Origin of the sequence: Paraburkholderia caffeinilytica (genome assembly GCF_046030355.1) — a bacterium.
GTDB classification, from domain to species: domain Bacteria; phylum Pseudomonadota; class Gammaproteobacteria; order Burkholderiales; family Burkholderiaceae; genus Paraburkholderia; species Paraburkholderia caffeinilytica_B.
Genome location: NZ_JAQQCQ010000023.1, coordinates 41088 through 58218 on the forward strand (window position 1 = coordinate 41088; position 17131 = coordinate 58218).

The following is a 17131-nucleotide window of genomic DNA, read 5'->3' on the forward strand; positions in this document are numbered from 1 at the left end:
AGCCAGCGATGTTGACAGCGCAGTTGTCCGCGCGATTGCCGACTTTCAAGAAAACGCCGGGCCGCCCCGCGTTTTCCGCCTCGAAGGAAGTCCCCTTGGGGGATTGCTCCCTTCGGGGGGACCTGGTGCGAAGCACCAGGGGTGGGGGCGGCTAACAGCCACAGGGCACACAGGGCAGGTTCCTGTGGCCGCTGTGGCTTTTGTGCTTTTGTCATCTATGAAAAAGGGGTTACCGTGAGCCGCCGTCGTGTTGTTGTTACAGGCCTGGGGCTGATTTCGCCTGTTGGCAATAATGTTGCCGACGGCTGGGCCAATCTGGTCGCCGGCAAGTCGGGTATTGCCAATATCACGAAGTTCGATGCGTCGAATTTTTCGACTCGTTTCGCCGGCGAGGTGAAGGGCTTCAATATCGAGGACTACATCCCCGGTAAGGAAGCGCGCCACATGGATACGTTCATCCATTACGGCGTCGCGGCCGGCATCCAGGCGATGCGGGACAGCGGCCTCGAAGTCACCGATGAAAATTCGGAGCGCATCGGCGTGGTAGTCGGTTCGGGCATTGGCGGTTTGCCGATGATCGAAGCGACGCAAACCGAGCTGCTCAATCGCGGCCCGCGGCGTATTTCGCCGTTCTTCGTGCCGGCATCGATCATCAACATGATCTCCGGCCATCTGTCGATCAAGTTCGGCATCAAGGGTCCGAATCTCGCCATTGTTACCGCGTGTACGACGGGTCTGCACTGTATCGGCGAGGCGTCGCGCCTGATCGAATACGGCGACGCCGACGTGATGATCGCCGGCGGCGCTGAATCGACCGTGTCGCCGCTCGGCGTCGGCGGCTTTGCGGCGGCGCGTGCGCTGTCGCAACGCAATGACGATCCGGCAACGGCGAGCCGTCCGTGGGACAAAGATCGTGATGGTTTCGTGCTGGGCGAGGGCGCCGGCGTGATGGTGCTCGAAGAGTACGAACACGCGAAGGCGCGCGGCGCGAAGATTTACGCCGAAATCAGCGGTTACGGGATGAGCGGGGACGCCTATCACATGACCGCGCCGCTGGAAGATGGCGACGGCGCGCGCCGCTGCATGCTGGCCGCCCTGAAGAACGCGGGCATCAACTCGGATCAGGTGAACTACCTGAACGCGCACGGCACGTCCACGCCGCTGGGCGACCTGGCTGAAACCACCGGCATCAAACGCGCTTTCGGCGACCACGCCAAAGACATGGTCGTGAACTCGACCAAGTCAATGACGGGTCACCTGTTGGGCGGCGCCGGCGGTCTGGAATCCGTGTTCACCGTGCTAGCCGTGCATCATCAGGTGTCGCCGCCGACAATCAACATCTTCAATCAGGATCCGGCCTGCGATCTCGATTACTGCGCCAACACCGCGCGGGAGATGAAGATCGACGTCGCGCTGAAGAACTCGTTCGGGTTCGGCGGCACGAACGGCACGTTGGTCTTCAAACGCGCCTGATTGGCTGATCGTTTGGTGATACGCCAGTCGAAAACGCCGGCTTGCCCGGCGGTTTCCCTCGAATCGGCAACGCCCGGCGGAGCGTCGCAACGGATTGCGTTGCGGCGCTCCGTCGCCATGCGCGCCGCTTTGGGGGCGTTTGTCCTGATGGCGACAGGGGCTGCTTATACCTGTTTCGCGTCGCATCTGGGTATCTGGCAGGCAGTTCCGTTGACGTTTGCCGTGTGGGCGCTGCTGACGCTCTGTGCGGTTAAACATGAGCATGCGCAGCCCGTCGCGTTGAAAATCGGTCCGGACGGATTGTCCGCCTGGAACCGGGCCGGTAGTTTGCTGACGCAGGGGCGCATTGCCGGCTGTTCGCAATGGACCGGTCGCTTGCTCGTTCTGACGCTGGCGCCGGATCATGGGCGCGCCCGCACGCTGCTTCTTGCAGCTGACGCGCTTCCCGCGTCCGTTTTCCGGGAGCTGGCCGTGCTGGGCCGGCGTGGTGCCGGTGCGTGACTGTAACGACTGTAACCGCTGTTACCGGAGTAACGTGCCGCGATGATGGGGACGCTACAATGGTCCCCCGCCATGCGCCCTATAGTTAACGGATTTATCAGGTGAGCGAAAAAGAAATTGATCAGTTGCTGGTCGAGCGCGTCCAGAAGGGCGACAAGGCCGCGTTCGAGCTTCTGGTCTCCAAATACCACCGCAAGATTCTCCGGCTGATCTCACGCCTCGTGCGGGACCCCGCCGAAGTGGAAGACGTCGCCCAGGACGCCTTTATCAAGGCGTATCGGGCGTTGCCCCAGTTTCGCGGAGATTCGGCCTTTTATACGTGGTTGTACCGGATTGCAGTCAACACGGCGAAGAACTACCTTGCGACCCAAGGGCGGCGCGCACCGACTTCGACCGAAGCAGATGCTGAAGAAGCTGAAACTTTCTCGGACGCCGACCAACTAAGGGATATCAACACGCCTGAGTCGATGTTGATGAGCAAGCAGATCGCTGAGACGGTCAATGCTGCGATGGCGGTTTTACCGGAAGAGTTGCGCACCGCCATTACTCTTCGTGAAATTGAAGGTTTGAGTTACGAGGAAATCGCTGAGATGATGGGTTGCCCAATTGGCACAGTCAGATCACGAATTTTCCGTGCTCGCGAAGCCATTGCGGCAAAATTGCGTCCGTTGCTTGACACACCTGAAGGCAAGCGCTGGTAAACACCAGCCCGCCGGACGGGGCGCGGGGCAATATCTGGATTAGTGGTGTCACTAGGAGTATTTGTAAGATGGGGAGCATCATGGGGTCGGTCTCGATGCAATCGCAAGCCAGCTCGCGCGGCGAGCGTCTGTCCGCTTTTGTCGACGGTGAGCTGTTCGGCGAAGAGCATCTGAACACGTTTGTTTCCGAACTGGATGGCGAGGATCGTGCCGCCTGGTCGTGCTATCACCTGATCGGCGACGCTCTGCGTTCCGACGATCTGGCGGTCAGCCCGGCGGCGAGCAGTGCGTTCCTGAGCGGTTTTGCCGCCCGTTTCGACAACGAGCCGCACGTGCTCGCGCCGGCCGCCATGCCGGTCGCGCGCCGTTTGCTCGCGTTGCGCCGCCGCGTCGTGCCGGCTTTTGCTGTCGCCGCCGCCGCTGCCACGCTGACGTGGATCGTCGTGCCGCAATTGCAAGGCGTGCCGGGCGGCCCGGGTGTGACGCAAGTCGCGTCGATCCAGTCGCATGGCGATTCGCTGCAACGTGTGGCCATGGCGTCGGTGCCGGCTGCTACGCTCCAGCCGGTCGCGCAAGACGCCAACATCATTCGTGACGCCAGTCTCGATCAGTATCTGGAAGCTCACCAGCAATTCGCGCAACAACCGGTCATGCCGGGCTCGATGCCGCTGATTCGCGCTGCCGCAGTTTCTACGCAAGGCCAATAGTTTGATGCAGACTCCGCGGTTGAATAAAACGACTATCTGGGGGCGGCTGCCGGCATTTCTGTTCTGCGCAGCCGTATTGTTGTCCGCCACGCCGCGGGTCTTTGCACAAACCGACGATCCTCTCGTCGCCCATCGCACGGCTGCGGAGCTGCTCGATCGAATCCATCAGGCCGCCCAGCAGCAGAACTACGAGGGCGCGTTCGTCTATCAGCGCGGCAATTTCGTTCAGACGTCGCGAATCGCCCACTACGCGACCCGCACGGACGGCGAATTCGAGCAACTCGAAAGCCTCGACGGCAAGCCGCGCAAAATGCTTCGCCACAACGAAGATCTCTACACGTTCGTGCCTGAGCGGCATCTGTGCGTGGTCGAGAAGCGCCAGAACAAAGATTCGTTTCCTGCACTGCTGGCTGTAAGCGGCGAGCAGGTGCTGTCCGTGTACGAGCCGAAGCTGCTCGGCGACGACCGCGTGGCGGGTGTCGACAGCCAGGTGATCGAGCTCGACCCGAAAGACGCCTACCGTTTTGCCTACAAGCTGTGGGCCGACAAGAAGACCGGCTTGCTTCTGCGTGCGCAAACGCTTGACCCGAATGGTCAGGTGCTCGAGCAGTTGTCGTTTTCGCAGATTCGCATCGGCGTGCCGGTCGACAAGACCGCCATCGTCAACGGCATTCGTAATACGACCGGTTGGACGGTAGTGCACCCGCCGGTCGAGCCGGTCGACATGGCCGCGCAAGGCTGGCAGATCACGCCGACGGTACCGGGCTTCCGCAAGATTCGTGAGCTTCGCCGTCCCATGGCCGCGCGTGATGCGGGCCAGCCCACCATTCCGGTCGATCAGGCTGTATTCTCCGATGGCCTCGCGGCCATTTCGGTATTCGTCGAGCCGGTCGAGAACAATACCCGCAAGGAAGGCGCGGGCAGTAGCGGCGCCACGCACGTACTGGTTAAGCGGCGCGGCGACTTCTGGATTACTCTGCTTGGTGAAGTGCCCCAGACCACATTGCAGCAATTTGCGTCTGCCATAGAATATAAAGCTCCGAAGTAATCCTCCGAATCACTCGAATCCCTCGGCTTGCTACGATATGACGACTTTCTCGGTGCGCAAATTCCTCGCGGCCGCGGTGGTAGCGGCGTGTTTGCCGCTCGTGCCGCACATGGCGTCGGCCGCTCCCGCAGCCAATCTGCCTGACTTTACCGATCTCGTCGACAAGGTCGGCCCGGCAGTCGTCAACATTCGCACGACCACGCGCGTGTCGAACAGCGGCGCCCGCGGCGGGTTGCCGCCAGGCATGGACGACGGCGACATGTCGGAGTTTTTCCGGCGCTTCTTCGGCATCCCGTTGCCGCAGTCGCCACAATCGCCAGGTACGCCACGCGGCGGCGATAACGGTGGCAGCGGCGGCAGTCAGGACGCGCCGGATAACAGCGATCCCGAACAGAATAGCGGCGTGGGTTCAGGCTTCATCCTGTCGGCAGACGGCTACGTGATGACGAACGCGCACGTCGTGGACGACGCGGACACCATTTACGTCACCCTTACCGACAAGCGCGAGTTCAAGGCCAAACTGATCGGCGTCGACGATCGGACCGATGTTGCTGTTGTGAAGATCAGCGCGGCCAACTTGCCGACCATCACGATCGGCGATTCGAACAAGGTGCGGGTGGGCGAGTGGGTGGTCGCGATCGGGTCGCCGTTCGGTCTCGAGAACACGGTGACGGCCGGTATCGTCAGCGCCAAGGGGCGCGACACGGGCGATTATCTGCCGTTCATCCAGACCGACGTGGCCGTCAATCCGGGTAACTCGGGCGGTCCGCTGATCAACATGCAGGGCGAGGTGATCGGCATCAATTCGCAGATCTACAGCCGTACTGGCGGCTTCATGGGCATTTCATTCGCGATTCCGATCGACGAGGCGATGCGCGTGGCCGACCAGTTGAAGGCATCCGGCAAGGTCGTGCGTGGCCGGATTGCGGTGGCGATCGGTGAAGTGACGAAAGACGTGGCCGATTCGCTCGGTCTGCCGAAGGCGCAGGGCGCGCTGGTCAGCAGCGTCGAACCGGGCGGTCCGGCGGACAAAGCGGGCGTGCAACCGGGCGACATCATCCTGAAGTTCAACGGCCATTCGGTCGACACGGCAACGGATTTGCCGCGTATGGTCGGCGATACGAAGCCGGGCACCAAGTCGACCATTACGATCTGGCGCAAGGGTCAGACGCGCGATCTGCCGGTTACGATTGCCGAGATGCAGCCGGACAAGACCACCAAGGCCGATGATAAAAAACCGCCGGTGCCGAAGCAGCGCGCCACGAACGTATTGGGCCTTGCGGTTAGCGATATTCCTGCTGACCAGATGAAGGCGCTGAAGCTGCACAATGGCGTGCAGATCGACGCGGTAGACGGCCCGGCCGTGCGCGTTGGACTGCAAAAGGGCGACATCGTCCTGCGTGTGGGCGATACAGATATCACGAGTGCGAAGCAGTTCGACGATCTGACCACGCATCTCGACCCGCAGAAGATGGTTGCGTTGCTGGTCCGTCGCGGCGAGAACACGCAGTTCGTGCCGATTCGCCCGCGTAGCGCCCAGAAATGAAGGTGATGGCGCCACTCACGCTCTACGGGCGCGCGTGGTGCCACTTATGCGACGACATGCGTGCCGCGCTCGAGCCGTTGCTGGCCGAATTCGGCGCGCAAGTCGTCGTGATCGACGTTGACACCGATCCCTTGCTGGAAGCCCGTTATAACGAACTGGTGCCAGTTCTGGTCTGCGACGGCGTCGAACTGTGTCACTATCACCTTGATGTGGCGCGGGTTCGCGCCGCGCTCGCAGCACGCGTTGCCGTGACCCATTCTGGATCCCGTTGAGGGTCCAAACCAGGCGCGAACGCGCGCTGTTCACACCCCGTTTCACGCCACTCTTGAGCCGTCTTTTCCGCCAGCGCCTTGCAAGATGCGCCGGGCGATAGCCTTTTCGGCTAAAATAGATAGGTTTTTCACCTACTTACAAGGCGTGCTCCGCTATTGTCCGAGCGCGCCTTTTTTGCTTGATCGGCACTGAATGGATCATATTCGTAACTTCTCGATCATTGCGCACATCGACCATGGCAAGTCGACGCTCGCCGATCGCATCATCCAGATCTGCGGTGGCTTGTCCGACCGCGAGATGGAATCTCAAGTGCTCGACTCGATGGATCTCGAGCGCGAGCGCGGCATCACCATCAAGGCACAAACCGCCGCACTGACGTACAAGGCCCGGGACGGGCAGATCTACAACCTGAACATGATCGACACGCCGGGCCACGTCGACTTCTCGTACGAAGTCAGCCGCTCGCTGTCCGCGTGTGAAGGCGCGTTGCTGGTCGTCGACGCAAGCCAGGGCGTGGAAGCGCAAACCGTCGCCAATTGCTACACGGCGATCGAGCTGGGCGTCGACGTCATTCCGGTGCTCAACAAGATCGACCTGCCGGCCGCGAATCCCGAGAACGCCATCGCGGAAATCGAAGACGTGATCGGTATCGACGCAACGGATGCCACGCATTGCAGCGCAAAGACCGGCCTCGGCGTGGAAGACGTGCTCGAAGCGCTGATCGCCAAGGTGCCGCCGCCCAAGGGCGACCCGGAAGCACCGCTGCAAGCGCTGATCATCGACTCGTGGTTCGACAACTACGTGGGCGTCGTGATGCTGGTGCGTATCGTCAACGGCACGCTGCGTCCAAAAGACAAGATCCGCATGATGGCGACCGGCGCGCAGTATCCGGTCGAGCACATCGGCGTATTCACGCCGAAGTCGAAGAACCTCGAATCGCTGTCCGCGGGGCAGGTGGGCTTCATCATCGCCGGCATCAAGGAACTGGCTGCCGCGAAAGTGGGCGATACCGTCACGCTGGTGAATCGTCCTGCTGCCGAGCCGCTGCCGGGCTTCAAGGAAGTGAAGCCGCAGGTGTTCGCCGGTCTCTACCCGGTCGAAGCGAACCAGTACGACGCGCTGCGCGACTCGCTGGAAAAGCTGAAGCTGAACGACGCCTCACTGATGTACGAGCCGGAAGTGTCGCAGGCGCTCGGCTTCGGTTTCCGTTGCGGCTTCCTCGGCCTGCTGCACATGGAGATCGTGCAGGAACGTCTGGAGCGCGAGTTCGACATGGATCTGATCACCACGGCGCCGACCGTGGTGTACGAAGTACTGCAGCGCGACGGCACGATCCTCATGGTCGAAAACCCGGCCAAGATGCCGGAGCCCTCGAAGATCGAAGAAGTGCGCGAGCCGATCGTCACCGTGAATCTGTACATGCCGCAAGACTACGTCGGCTCGGTGATCACGCTGTGCACGCAAAAGCGTGGCACGCAGATCAACATGCAGTACCACGGCCGTCAGGTGCAGTTGACCTACGAAATCCCGATGGGCGAGGTGGTGCTCGATTTCTTCGATCGTCTGAAATCGATCTCGCGCGGTTACGCGTCGATGGATTACGAGTTCAAGGAATACCGCGCGGCGGATGTCGTGAAGGTCGACATGCTGATCAACGGTGACAAGGTGGATGCCTTGTCCGTGATCGTGCACCGTTCGCAAAGCCAGTATCGCGGTCGCGAAGTCGCGGCGAAAATGCGTGAACTGATTCCGCGTCAGATGTACGACGTGGCGATTCAGGCCACCATCGGCGCGAACATTATTGCGCGCGAGAACATTAAAGCGTTGCGTAAGAACGTGCTGGCAAAATGCTACGGCGGTGACATTTCCCGTAAGAAGAAACTGCTCGAGAAACAAAAGGCAGGCAAGAAGCGAATGAAGCAGGTCGGGTCCGTCGAGATTCCGCAAGAGGCTTTCCTCGCGATCCTGCGTGTCGAAGACAAATAAGACGAACAACGGAACCCTATGAATTTTGCGCTGATTCTTTTTGTGCTCGTCATTTTGACGGGCGTCGCATGGGTCGCAGACAAACTGGTTTTCATGCCGCAACGGCGCCGCGCGGCAGATGCTGTAGTCGCCGAGTTCGACCGCCAGCAGGCCCGTGTCGGCGAGCGTTTCGCCGACGAAAACGCGGCGCAAACACGTGCCCGTCTGCGTGACGACAAGCTGCGTCAACCGTGGTGGCTCGAGTATTCGGCGAGCTTTTTCCCGGTGATTCTGGTGGTATTCGTGGTGCGCTCGTTCGTGGTCGAGCCGTTCAAGATCCCGTCAGGTTCAATGGTGCCGACGCTGCTGGTGGGCGACTTCATCCTCGTCAATAAATTCGACTACGGCATCCGTCTGCCGATCACCAACACGAAAATCACCGAGGGCCGTCCGCTCGAACGCGGCGACGTGGTGGTGTTCCGCTACCCGAAAGACGAATCCGTCGACTACATCAAGCGCGTGATCGGCCTGCCGGGCGACACCGTTGCTTATCAAGACAAGCAACTGACAATCAACGGCAAGCCCGTGCCGGAAACGCCGCTGCCGGACTATCTCGACGAAGAGCGCCTCGGTTATGCGAAGCAATTTGAAGAAGATCTCGGTGGCCGCAAGAACGCGATTCTGAACAATCCGGCCGTGCCGCCGTTCATCGTCGGCGCGGAAGATTATCCGTATCGCGATAACTGCACGTACAACGCACGCGGCGTGATCTGCAAAGTGCCGCCGGGCAACTACTTCATGATGGGCGACAACCGCGACAACAGCGCGGACAGCCGTTACTGGGGTTTTGCGCCGGATAAGAATATTGTCGGCCGCGCGTTTTTTATCTGGATGAACTTCAGCGATCTGAAACGCATCGGCTCATTCCACTGAGCACGCATGCCTTGGTTGCACGACACGCCGCGCGGGTGGCCACACCTGGGTCACATCAGTCGCGGCGTGTTATCACGCTACTTTAAGAATTCGCCGTAACGTCGCTTCACCGCGCTTTTTCTGCTGGCCGTCCCGCGTTTTCGCCGGGGCAGGCGCCCGCGTTATACTCTGCCCATGCCCCTATCTCCGTTGGAAAGCCGTCTGCGCTACGAATTTCGCAATGCGGAATTGTTGCGCCAGGCTTTAACGCACCGCAGTCATAGTTCCACGCACAACGAACGGCTCGAGTTTCTCGGCGACTCCGTTCTAAATTGCGCGGTGGCTGCGCTTTTGTTCCAACGCTTCGGCAAATTGGACGAAGGCGACCTGTCGCGCGTCCGCGCCAATCTGGTCAAACAGCAGTCGCTTTACGAAATCGCTCAGGCCCTGAATATCTCCGAGGGCCTACGTCTCGGTGAGGGGGAACTGCGCAGCGGTGGCTTCCGCCGTCCGTCGATCCTTGCTGACACGCTCGAAGCCGTGTTGGGAGCAGTGTTCCTTGACGGCGGGTTCGATGCTGCCCAGACGGTCATCAAGCGCCTATACGTGCCGATTCTCGATCACATCGACCCGCGCACGCTCGGCAAAGATGCGAAGACGCTGCTGCAGGAATACCTGCAGGGCCACAAGATCGCGTTGCCTACCTACACGGTCGTCGCGACGCATGGTGCGGCGCACAATCAGCAATTTGAAGTCGAATGCACGGTGCCGAAGCTGGACGTCAAGGTCTCCGGTTCCGGCGCGAGCCGTCGTGCTGCCGAGCAGGCCGCGGCCAAGAAAGCGCTCGACGAAGTCATGGCCGCCGCGCCCGCCGTGGTCGCCAAGCCCAAGCGGTCAAAGGGCGCCCGTGCGGCGAAGAATGCCGAGCAGGAGATCGTGCCCGGCGTGACCGGCGTACAGGCCGCGCTCGATTTGCGCAGCCCGGATCGCAAAGGTGAACGCGGTGAGCGCGGGGCCGGGCGGGGTGAAGCACGCACCGCGCCGGTGGCGGAGTCCGCGGCCGAACGGCCGACTCTGACCGCGACGTCGTCCGCGCCGCTGGCTGTGATTCGTGCCGCACACGTGGAATACAGCGGGCAGGACAAGTCGGAGCGCGCTGAGAGAACTGACAGGGTTGCCGCCAACGCGAGCGACCGGTCTGCGGACAAACCCGCCACGGACAAACCGGCGACGGACAAACCCGCCGACAAGCTGGACGGCAAATCTGCTGAAATCAGATCCGAAACCGCAAAGCCCGCGGACGTAAAGCCCGCAGAAGCCAAGCCCGCAGACGCAAAAGGCGCCGAAGCCAAGCCAGAAGCCGCCGCCGTCCGCAGCGCCGACAAACATCGCAGCCGTGAAGCCACACCCGGCGCAGCCGTACCCGCAGCTGGCGTGCCGGCACCTATCGAACACGAACCCGGCGTAGCCGACGCGGTGCAAACCCGCGTCGCCGATGCGGGCCATTGATTGCCATCGGCGCGCCATTCTTCGCGCGTCGATCTGAACCTGCCGTAGCCCGAATATGAACGCTCCCACTCCCACTGGTTTTCGCTGCGGCATGGTCGCGATCGTCGGCCGCCCGAACGTCGGCAAGTCCACGCTGATGAACGCGCTGGTCGGCCAGAAAGTCAGTATCACGTCGCGCAAGGCGCAGACCACGCGCCACCGCATCACCGGCATTCACACGCTTGAAGATGCGCAGTACATCTTCGTCGACACGCCGGGTTTTCAGACCAAGCACAGCGGCGCGCTAAACCGGTCGCTCAATCGCGCGGTCACGTCCACGCTGAGTTCGGTCGACGCGATCCTGTTCGTGATCGAAGCCGGCCGCTTCGGCCCGGACGACCAGAAGGTGCTCGACCTGATCCCGCCGTCGGTGCCCACGTTGTTGATCGCGAACAAGCTCGATCGCGTGTCGGATAAGGATTCGCTGTTCCCGTTCATGCAGCAGGTGAGCGCGCTGCGCCAGTTCAACGAGATCGTGCCGCTGTCGGCGAAGAATCCGGATGACATCACGCGTTTGATGGCGACCATCAAGCCGTTCCTGCCGGAAGGCGCGCCGATCTACGGCGAAGACGACCTGACCGATCGCAGCGAGCGTTTTCTTGCCGCCGAAATCCTGCGCGAAAAAGTGTTCCGCTGGACTGGCGACGAACTGCCGTACACGAGTACCGTGCTGATTGACAAGTTCGAAACCGAAGGGCGTCTGCGCCGCATTTTCGCGACCATTCTGGTGGAACGCGACACGCAAAAGGCGATGATCATCGGCCAGAAGGGCGCCAAGCTGAAGCAGATCAGCACTGAAGCGCGCCTTGATATGGAAAAGCTGTTCGACGGCCCGGTGTATCTGGAAACCTTCATCAAGGTGAAGAGCGGCTGGGCGGACAACGAAGCCGGACTCCGCGCATATGGGTACGAATGACGCGTGGATGACGCTGAGTTCCGACGCTGATCCGGACGACTCGGAGCCGGCAGCGCCGGCACGCGAGCCGTCCAAACCCGCTCGCAGTACCAAAAAAACTTCACCGCGCGCCCAAAGCGCTCAGGCTGCTCAAGGCGCCGAAGGCGAGCCGCGCAAAGCGCCGGCGCGCCGCGCGCCTCGCACATCTGCGTCCGACTACCGGATCGCGGAGCAGCCCGCGTTTGTCCTGCACAGCTATCCGTATCGTGAGACCAGCCTGATCATCGACGTGCTGTCGCGCGATCACGGCCGTCTTGCGCTCGTCGCAAAAGGCGCCAAACGTCCGCACTCCGCGTTGCGCGGCGTGCTGCAGACCTTCCAGCCGCTCGCCTTGTCGTGGTCCGGTAAATCCGAAGTGCGCACGCTGACCGGCGCCGAATGGGTCGGCGGCATGTTGCCGTTGGCGGGCGACGCGCTGCTCTGCGGCTTCTACGTCAACGAACTGCTGGTCAAATTCTGCGCGCGCGAAGACCCGCATCCGCAACTGTTCCATCACTACGTCGTCACGATGACGCGCCTCGCGCATGACGAACCGCCCGTGCAGGTGCTGCGTTCGTTCGAACGTGTGCTGCTGCGCGAGACCGGCTATGCGATGGCGCTCGATCGCACCGTCGCGCGCAAAGCGGTGCAGGCCGAAGGCCGCTACGTATTCGACCCGGAGCGCGGCGTGCGCGAAGCATCCGACGATCTGCCAGCGCTTTGGCCGGTGATTGCCGGACAGACCTTGCTCGATATGGAAAAGGACGATTACCATCGAGCGCAGACCGTGGCGCAAAGCAAAACGCTGATGCGCTTTCTGCTCAACACTTACCTTGGCGGCACGCCGCTCGCGACGCGCCAGATCCTGATCGACTTGCAGAACTTATGAGCTTCTTTCTTACGTCGCCGAATGTGATTGACCTGGGCGTGAACATCGATCACGTCGCCACGCTGCGCAACGCGCGCGGCACCTCGTACCCCGATCCGATCCGCGCCGCATTGATGGCCGAAGAGGCCGGCGCCGATGTGATCACGCTGCATCTGCGTGAAGACCGCCGCCATATCGTCGATGCCGACGTGCGCAAGCTGCGGCCGCTGTTGAAAACGCGCATGAATCTGGAGTGTGCGGTCACGCAGGAGATGCTCGACATTGCGTGCGAAGTACAGCCGCACGACGTTTGCCTCGTGCCGGAAAAGCGTCAGGAACTGACCACTGAAGGCGGCCTGGACGTCGCCGGCCAGTTCGACGCCGTGCGCGCCGCCTGCAAGCAACTCGCCGAAGCGAATTCGCGCGTGTCGCTTTTCATCGATCCGGACGAAACGCAAATCCGTGCTGCGCACGAAGCGGGCGCACCGGTGATCGAGCTGCACACGGGGCGCTATGCCGAGGCGCACGATCCCGCCGAGCAGCAGCGCGAATATGAGCGTGTGGTGCGTGCTGTCGAATTCGGCGCAACGCTCGGCATCAAGGTCAATGCGGGTCACGGCCTGCATTACACCAACGTCCAGCAGATCGCCGCGATCGAAGGCATTGTCGAACTGAATATCGGCCACGCGATCGTCGCGCATGCGATCTTCGCCGGCTGGGACAACGCGGTGCGCGAGATGAAGGCGATCATGGTCGCCGCCCGTCTCGGCGCGAGCGCGTAACGCCCGGGCGGCGCTCATGACGATCTACGGCATCGGTACGGATATCGTTCAGGTCAGTCGCGTGGCTGCGGTGATGACGCGCACCAACGGCCGCTTCGCCGAGAAGGTGCTGGGCCCGGACGAGTTGCGCGTGTATCACGCGCGCCACGCGCGTTCCGCGGCGCGCGGTCTGGCATTTCTCGCCACGCGGTTCTCGGCCAAAGAGGCCTTCTCGAAAGCGATCGGCCTCGGCATGCGCTGGCCGATGACCTGGCGCGCGCTGCAAACGCTCAATAAACCGAGCGGCGAACCCATGGTGGTCGCATCCGGCGAGCTGGCCGAATGGCTCGACGCGCGCGGCATCACGGCACGCGTGACGGTCAGCGACGAACGCGACTACGCGGTGTCGTTCGTGATTGCCGAAACAGGGGGCGTGGCGCGAGGGCCGGACGCCCCGCATGCGCCCGCCAGCGACGAATAAAAAATATTCTGAACGCGGCGCCCGTCGGCCGTGTCTCTCTTTGCCTCAAGCTTTTTTCTAGCGGAATTCGATGAAACTCACTCCCGGACCGGTCATGCTCGACGTCGTCGGCAAAACGCTGAACGATGACGACAAACGCCGCCTTACCCATCCGATGACCGGCGGCGTGATCCTGTTCGCGCGCCATTACGAAAGCCGCGAGCAATTGATCGCGCTCACCGATTCGATCCGCGCGATCCGCGACGATCTGCTGATTGCCGTCGACCACGAAGGCGGCCGCGTGCAGCGTTTTCGCACCGACGGCTTCACGGTCTTGCCGGCGATGGGCAAGCTCGGCACGCTGTGGGACAGCGACGTGCTGCACGCCACCAAAGTGACGACCGCGGTCGGCTATATCCTCGCGTCCGAATTGCGCGCCTGCGGCATCGACATGAGTTTTACGCCGGTGCTCGATCTGAATTACGGCCAGTCGCAGGTAATCGGTGATCGCTCGTTCCATCAGGATCCGCGCGTCGTGACCTTGCTGGCGAAGAGCCTCAATCACGGCCTCGCGTTAGCCGGCATGAGCAATTGCGGCAAGCATTTTCCAGGGCATGGCTTCGCGCACGCGGATTCCCACGTTGCGATGCCGGTCGACGACCGTTCGCTCGACGAAATCCTGCGCGACGACGTGGCGCCGTACGATTGGCTCGGTATCTCGCTCGGGGCGGTGCTGCCCGCCCATGTGGTTTATCCGCAGGTCGACTCGAAACCGGCGGGCTTCTCTCGCGTCTGGCTGCAGGACATCCTGCGCAAAAAATTGCGTTTCGAAGGCGCGGTCTTCAGCGACGATCTTTCGATGGAAGCCGCACGCCAGGGTGGCACGCTGACGGAAGGTGCGAGCGCCGCGCTGCAGGCCGGCTGCGACATGGTGCTGATCTGCAATCAGCCGGACGAAGCGGAGAAGGTGCTGGACGCGCTGCGTTTCACGCCGTCGAAGGAGTCGCAGCAGCGGCTCAAACGCATGCGGCCGCGCGGCAAGGCGCTGAAGTGGAGCAAGCTGGTCGCCGAGCCGCAGTATCTGCAAGCGCAGGCCTTGGTGCGCAGCGCGTTTGCATGAGCAAGCGGTAATTGACGGCTCAGCAACCAACGCATTTGCATCGAACAAAAACGGCGCCTCCAATTTGAATTGAACCCCAGGAGTTGGACAATCTGTCCACGCTTCTGGGGTTCAGTTCATTCAGACGCCGTTTTCTATTCAAGCCTGGCCCGCCGGAAAGCTGGCCTTATCCAGTCAGTTCAACCGCATCCTTTGCAGCTTGTTGTACAACGTCTTCGGACTGATTCCCAGCAGCGACGCCGCGCGATGACGCGTGCCACCGACTGCATCGAGTGTCGCGCGAATCAGCATTTCCTCGACGTCCGCGAGGGGCGTGCCGACGGTGACCTGCACGCGGCTGCCGTTCAGATCGCGCCCGTTTGCCGAGCCCGCTTCATCGGCGCGCAACGATTCCAGCACGTCGCCCGACGCGTGATACGCGCGACGCACACGATCCTGCAACTCGCGCACATTGCCGGGCCACTCGTACGAGAGACACTCGCGCAGGAAATTCGGCCCGACCTGCTTGGCCGCTTCCGAGGTGCCGCGTGTGCTCGCTTCGTGATTCAACTCGTCGACGATGGCTTGCGCGATTAGCGTGGGATCGTCGCCGCGCTCGCGCAACGGTGGCAGTGAGATCGCGGCCGCTTCCAGACGCAGCGCAAGGTCTTCGTTCAGGCTGCCGTCGGCGACCGCCGCGCGTGGGCTTTTGCGCGTCGAGGCGATCAGCCGGAAGTCGGTCGCCACCTGATTCATGCCGCCGACCCGCATGAAGGTCTGGGAGTCGAGTGCGCGCAGCAACGCTTCCTGCTGCGCGCGCGGCAGTTCGGCGATTTCGTCGATGAACAGCGTGCCGCCGCTGGCCTGTTCGAACAGGCCGGGCTCACGCTGCTCGGCGCCACTAAACGCGCCGCGCTCGTGGCCGAACAGCAGGCTGTCGAGCGAGCGGTGCGCGGCGACGCTGGCCGCTGTCCGGCAGTCGAACGTAATGAACGGGCCTTTGCGGCGCCGGCTCATGTCGTGCAGCGTGCGCGCGGCAATCTGCTTGCCCGTGCCGGCTTCGCCCGAAATCAGCACCGCGGTTTCGGTCGGCGCGATATGTTCGATGGTGTCGTACACATGCTGGATTGCACCGCTGCGGCCCAGTAACGAGCCGAAACGGCCCAGTCGACGCAACGACGCGCGCAACGTCTGGACTTCTTCCGTTAGCTCGTACGGACGCGGAATCCGGGCGAGCAGACTGCGTAGGCGTGGGATATTGACCGGTTTGAGCAGGTAGTCCCAGATGCCGTGCCGCAGGCCCTCGATCGCGCTCTCGACCGTCGCGTTGCCGGTCATTACGATCACGGGCAAGGCGCCGCCGGGCGGATGCGCGGGCAGGTGCTGCAACACGTCGAGTCCACTGCCGTCCGGCAGATTCAGGTCGACTAGCACAACGTCGGGAATGAAGCGCGTCAGCGCCGCCCGGGCCTCGGCGATGGTGGTCGCGGTGTCGACGGAGAAGCCGTCGGCGGCGAGGATGGCGGACAGGCCTGACAGGCTGTTGGGATCGTCTTCAACAATCAGAGCGTGTGGCATGGCGAGCGCTATTTTTTAGATGGACGGAATACCCGATACGGCGCGCCGGGACTCCGGCGCGCCACCCGGGCGCGATGGCTGGCCGGTACTGCCGGTCGAATGCTTTGCCGCCCGGGCAACCTTTGCGATGGCGACGCGGCAAGCGCGGGCCAATGGGCATGGGCGCGGCGCAAGCCGTGGAACACGGCCTGCAAGCGGAACTGCAGCGATTCGACTCACGTAGTTCTGGTCCTTTGCTTTTCAGTGGATGCCCGCCCCGACGCGCTGTGGCCGTAGGCGGGCACCTGCATTTTCTTCATTCGACCGGTCAGAAATCCCGATTACTGTCGAAGAAGCGTCGTACTTCAAGCTCCGCTTGCTCGCGGGTCTTACCGTAACGTTCCTGGATCAGCCCGGTCAGTTTGTCGGCGCGGCCCTCTGCCTTCGTCAACTCGTCGTCCGTCAATTCACCCCACGCTGTCTTGGCCTTGCCGACCATTTGCTTCCACTTGCCTTCAGCGATGTCATGGTTCATGTCGCCTCTCCGGAGTTGGGAAATAAAGCCTTATCGGCCTGTACCCAGTAGAAGCATGGACTGTGCCAAAGTCAATTACTTAAGCTTATCAATGGTTTGTTGGACGCAAGGCGGGAAGAGAAGCGTGACGGACAGGCATTTTTGAGAAACGGCCGGTAAAGATTTCCACAACCATACACGGTGACGCAAAAAAGAAAAAGCGCCCAAAGCGGGCGCTTTTTTTGCCATTTATTTATCGCCGCG

17 protein-coding genes are annotated in these 17131 nt (G+C 61.9%); 15 read left to right on the forward strand and 2 right to left on the reverse strand.

The window, feature by feature from the left end; all coding sequences use genetic code 11:
• Positions 1-234: 234 nt before the first annotated feature.
• The 15 genes from fabF to nagZ all read left to right on the forward strand — a co-directional run bounded on the left by fabF (position 235) and on the right by nagZ (position 14817).
• Positions 235-1473 (forward strand): beta-ketoacyl-ACP synthase II, encoded by a 1239-nt coding sequence (gene fabF / locus PQQ95_RS28385; RefSeq protein WP_408443522.1) that lies wholly within the window; start codon positions 235-237, stop codon positions 1471-1473.
• Positions 1474-1974 (forward strand): protein YgfX, encoded by a 501-nt coding sequence (locus PQQ95_RS28390; protein WP_408443525.1) that lies wholly within the window; start codon positions 1474-1476, stop codon positions 1972-1974.
• A gap of 101 nt (positions 1975-2075) precedes the next feature.
• Positions 2076-2675: an RNA polymerase sigma factor RpoE gene (gene rpoE / locus PQQ95_RS28395; protein ID WP_408205998.1), complete on the forward strand. Its 600-nt coding sequence runs from the start codon at positions 2076-2078 to the stop codon at positions 2673-2675.
• Positions 2676-2755: 80 nt separating this feature from the next.
• On the forward strand, positions 2756-3382 hold the full coding sequence (locus PQQ95_RS28400) for a sigma-E factor negative regulatory protein (protein WP_408443693.1): 627 nt from the start codon (positions 2756-2758) through the stop codon (positions 3380-3382).
• A 4-nt stretch (positions 3383-3386) separates the two neighbouring features.
• Entirely contained in the window at positions 3387-4430 is a 1044-nt protein-coding gene (locus PQQ95_RS28405; RefSeq protein ID WP_408443528.1) for a MucB/RseB C-terminal domain-containing protein, read from the forward strand.
• 37 nt (positions 4431-4467) lie between these two features.
• Positions 4468-5976 (forward strand): DegQ family serine endoprotease, encoded by a 1509-nt coding sequence (locus PQQ95_RS28410; protein WP_408443531.1) that lies wholly within the window; start codon positions 4468-4470, stop codon positions 5974-5976.
• Positions 5973-6248 (forward strand): glutaredoxin family protein, encoded by a 276-nt coding sequence (locus PQQ95_RS28415; RefSeq protein ID WP_408443533.1) that lies wholly within the window; start codon positions 5973-5975, stop codon positions 6246-6248. The genes PQQ95_RS28410 and PQQ95_RS28415 overlap by 4 nt, the downstream gene beginning before the upstream one ends.
• 193 nt (positions 6249-6441) lie before the next feature.
• Complete coding sequence (gene lepA, locus PQQ95_RS28420; RefSeq protein ID WP_408443534.1) at positions 6442-8235, forward strand: translation elongation factor 4; 1794 nt, start codon at positions 6442-6444, stop codon at positions 8233-8235.
• Between the two features lie 18 nt (positions 8236-8253).
• Positions 8254-9147 carry a signal peptidase I gene (gene lepB / locus PQQ95_RS28425; protein ID WP_408443536.1) on the forward strand — a complete coding sequence of 298 codons (894 nt, stop codon included), beginning with the start codon at positions 8254-8256 and terminating at the stop codon, positions 9145-9147.
• Positions 9148-9321: 174 nt separating this feature from the next.
• Entirely contained in the window at positions 9322-10635 is a 1314-nt protein-coding gene (gene rnc / locus PQQ95_RS28430) for a ribonuclease III (RefSeq protein WP_408443539.1), read from the forward strand.
• A gap of 55 nt (positions 10636-10690) precedes the next feature.
• Entirely contained in the window at positions 10691-11590 is a 900-nt protein-coding gene (gene era, locus PQQ95_RS28435) for a GTPase Era (protein WP_408443542.1), read from the forward strand.
• Positions 11577-12497: a DNA repair protein RecO gene (recO, locus tag PQQ95_RS28440; protein WP_408443544.1), complete on the forward strand. Its 921-nt coding sequence runs from the start codon at positions 11577-11579 to the stop codon at positions 12495-12497. The genes era and recO overlap by 14 nt, the downstream gene beginning before the upstream one ends.
• Positions 12494-13258, forward strand: a complete 765-nt coding sequence (pdxJ, locus tag PQQ95_RS28445; RefSeq protein ID WP_408443547.1) for a pyridoxine 5'-phosphate synthase — start codon at positions 12494-12496, stop codon at positions 13256-13258. The genes recO and pdxJ overlap by 4 nt, the downstream gene beginning before the upstream one ends.
• Positions 13259-13274: 16 nt before the next feature.
• Positions 13275-13718 (forward strand): holo-ACP synthase, encoded by a 444-nt coding sequence (acpS, locus tag PQQ95_RS28450; protein WP_408443550.1) that lies wholly within the window; start codon positions 13275-13277, stop codon positions 13716-13718.
• Between the two features lie 70 nt (positions 13719-13788).
• On the forward strand, positions 13789-14817 hold the full coding sequence (gene nagZ, locus PQQ95_RS28455; protein ID WP_408443553.1) for a beta-N-acetylhexosaminidase: 1029 nt from the start codon (positions 13789-13791) through the stop codon (positions 14815-14817).
• Between the two features lie 174 nt (positions 14818-14991).
• Here the strand turns inward: nagZ and PQQ95_RS28460 are convergent, their stop codons facing one another.
• Together PQQ95_RS28460 and PQQ95_RS28465 are read right to left on the reverse strand one after the other, a co-directional pair.
• Complete coding sequence (locus tag PQQ95_RS28460) at positions 14992-16374, reverse strand: sigma-54-dependent transcriptional regulator (RefSeq protein ID WP_408443555.1); 1383 nt, start codon at positions 16372-16374, stop codon at positions 14992-14994.
• A 307-nt stretch (positions 16375-16681) separates the two neighbouring features.
• Positions 16682-16888: a CsbD family protein gene (locus PQQ95_RS28465; RefSeq protein WP_408443557.1), complete on the reverse strand. Its 207-nt coding sequence runs from the start codon at positions 16886-16888 to the stop codon at positions 16682-16684.
• Between the last annotated feature and the right edge of the window lie 243 nt (positions 16889-17131).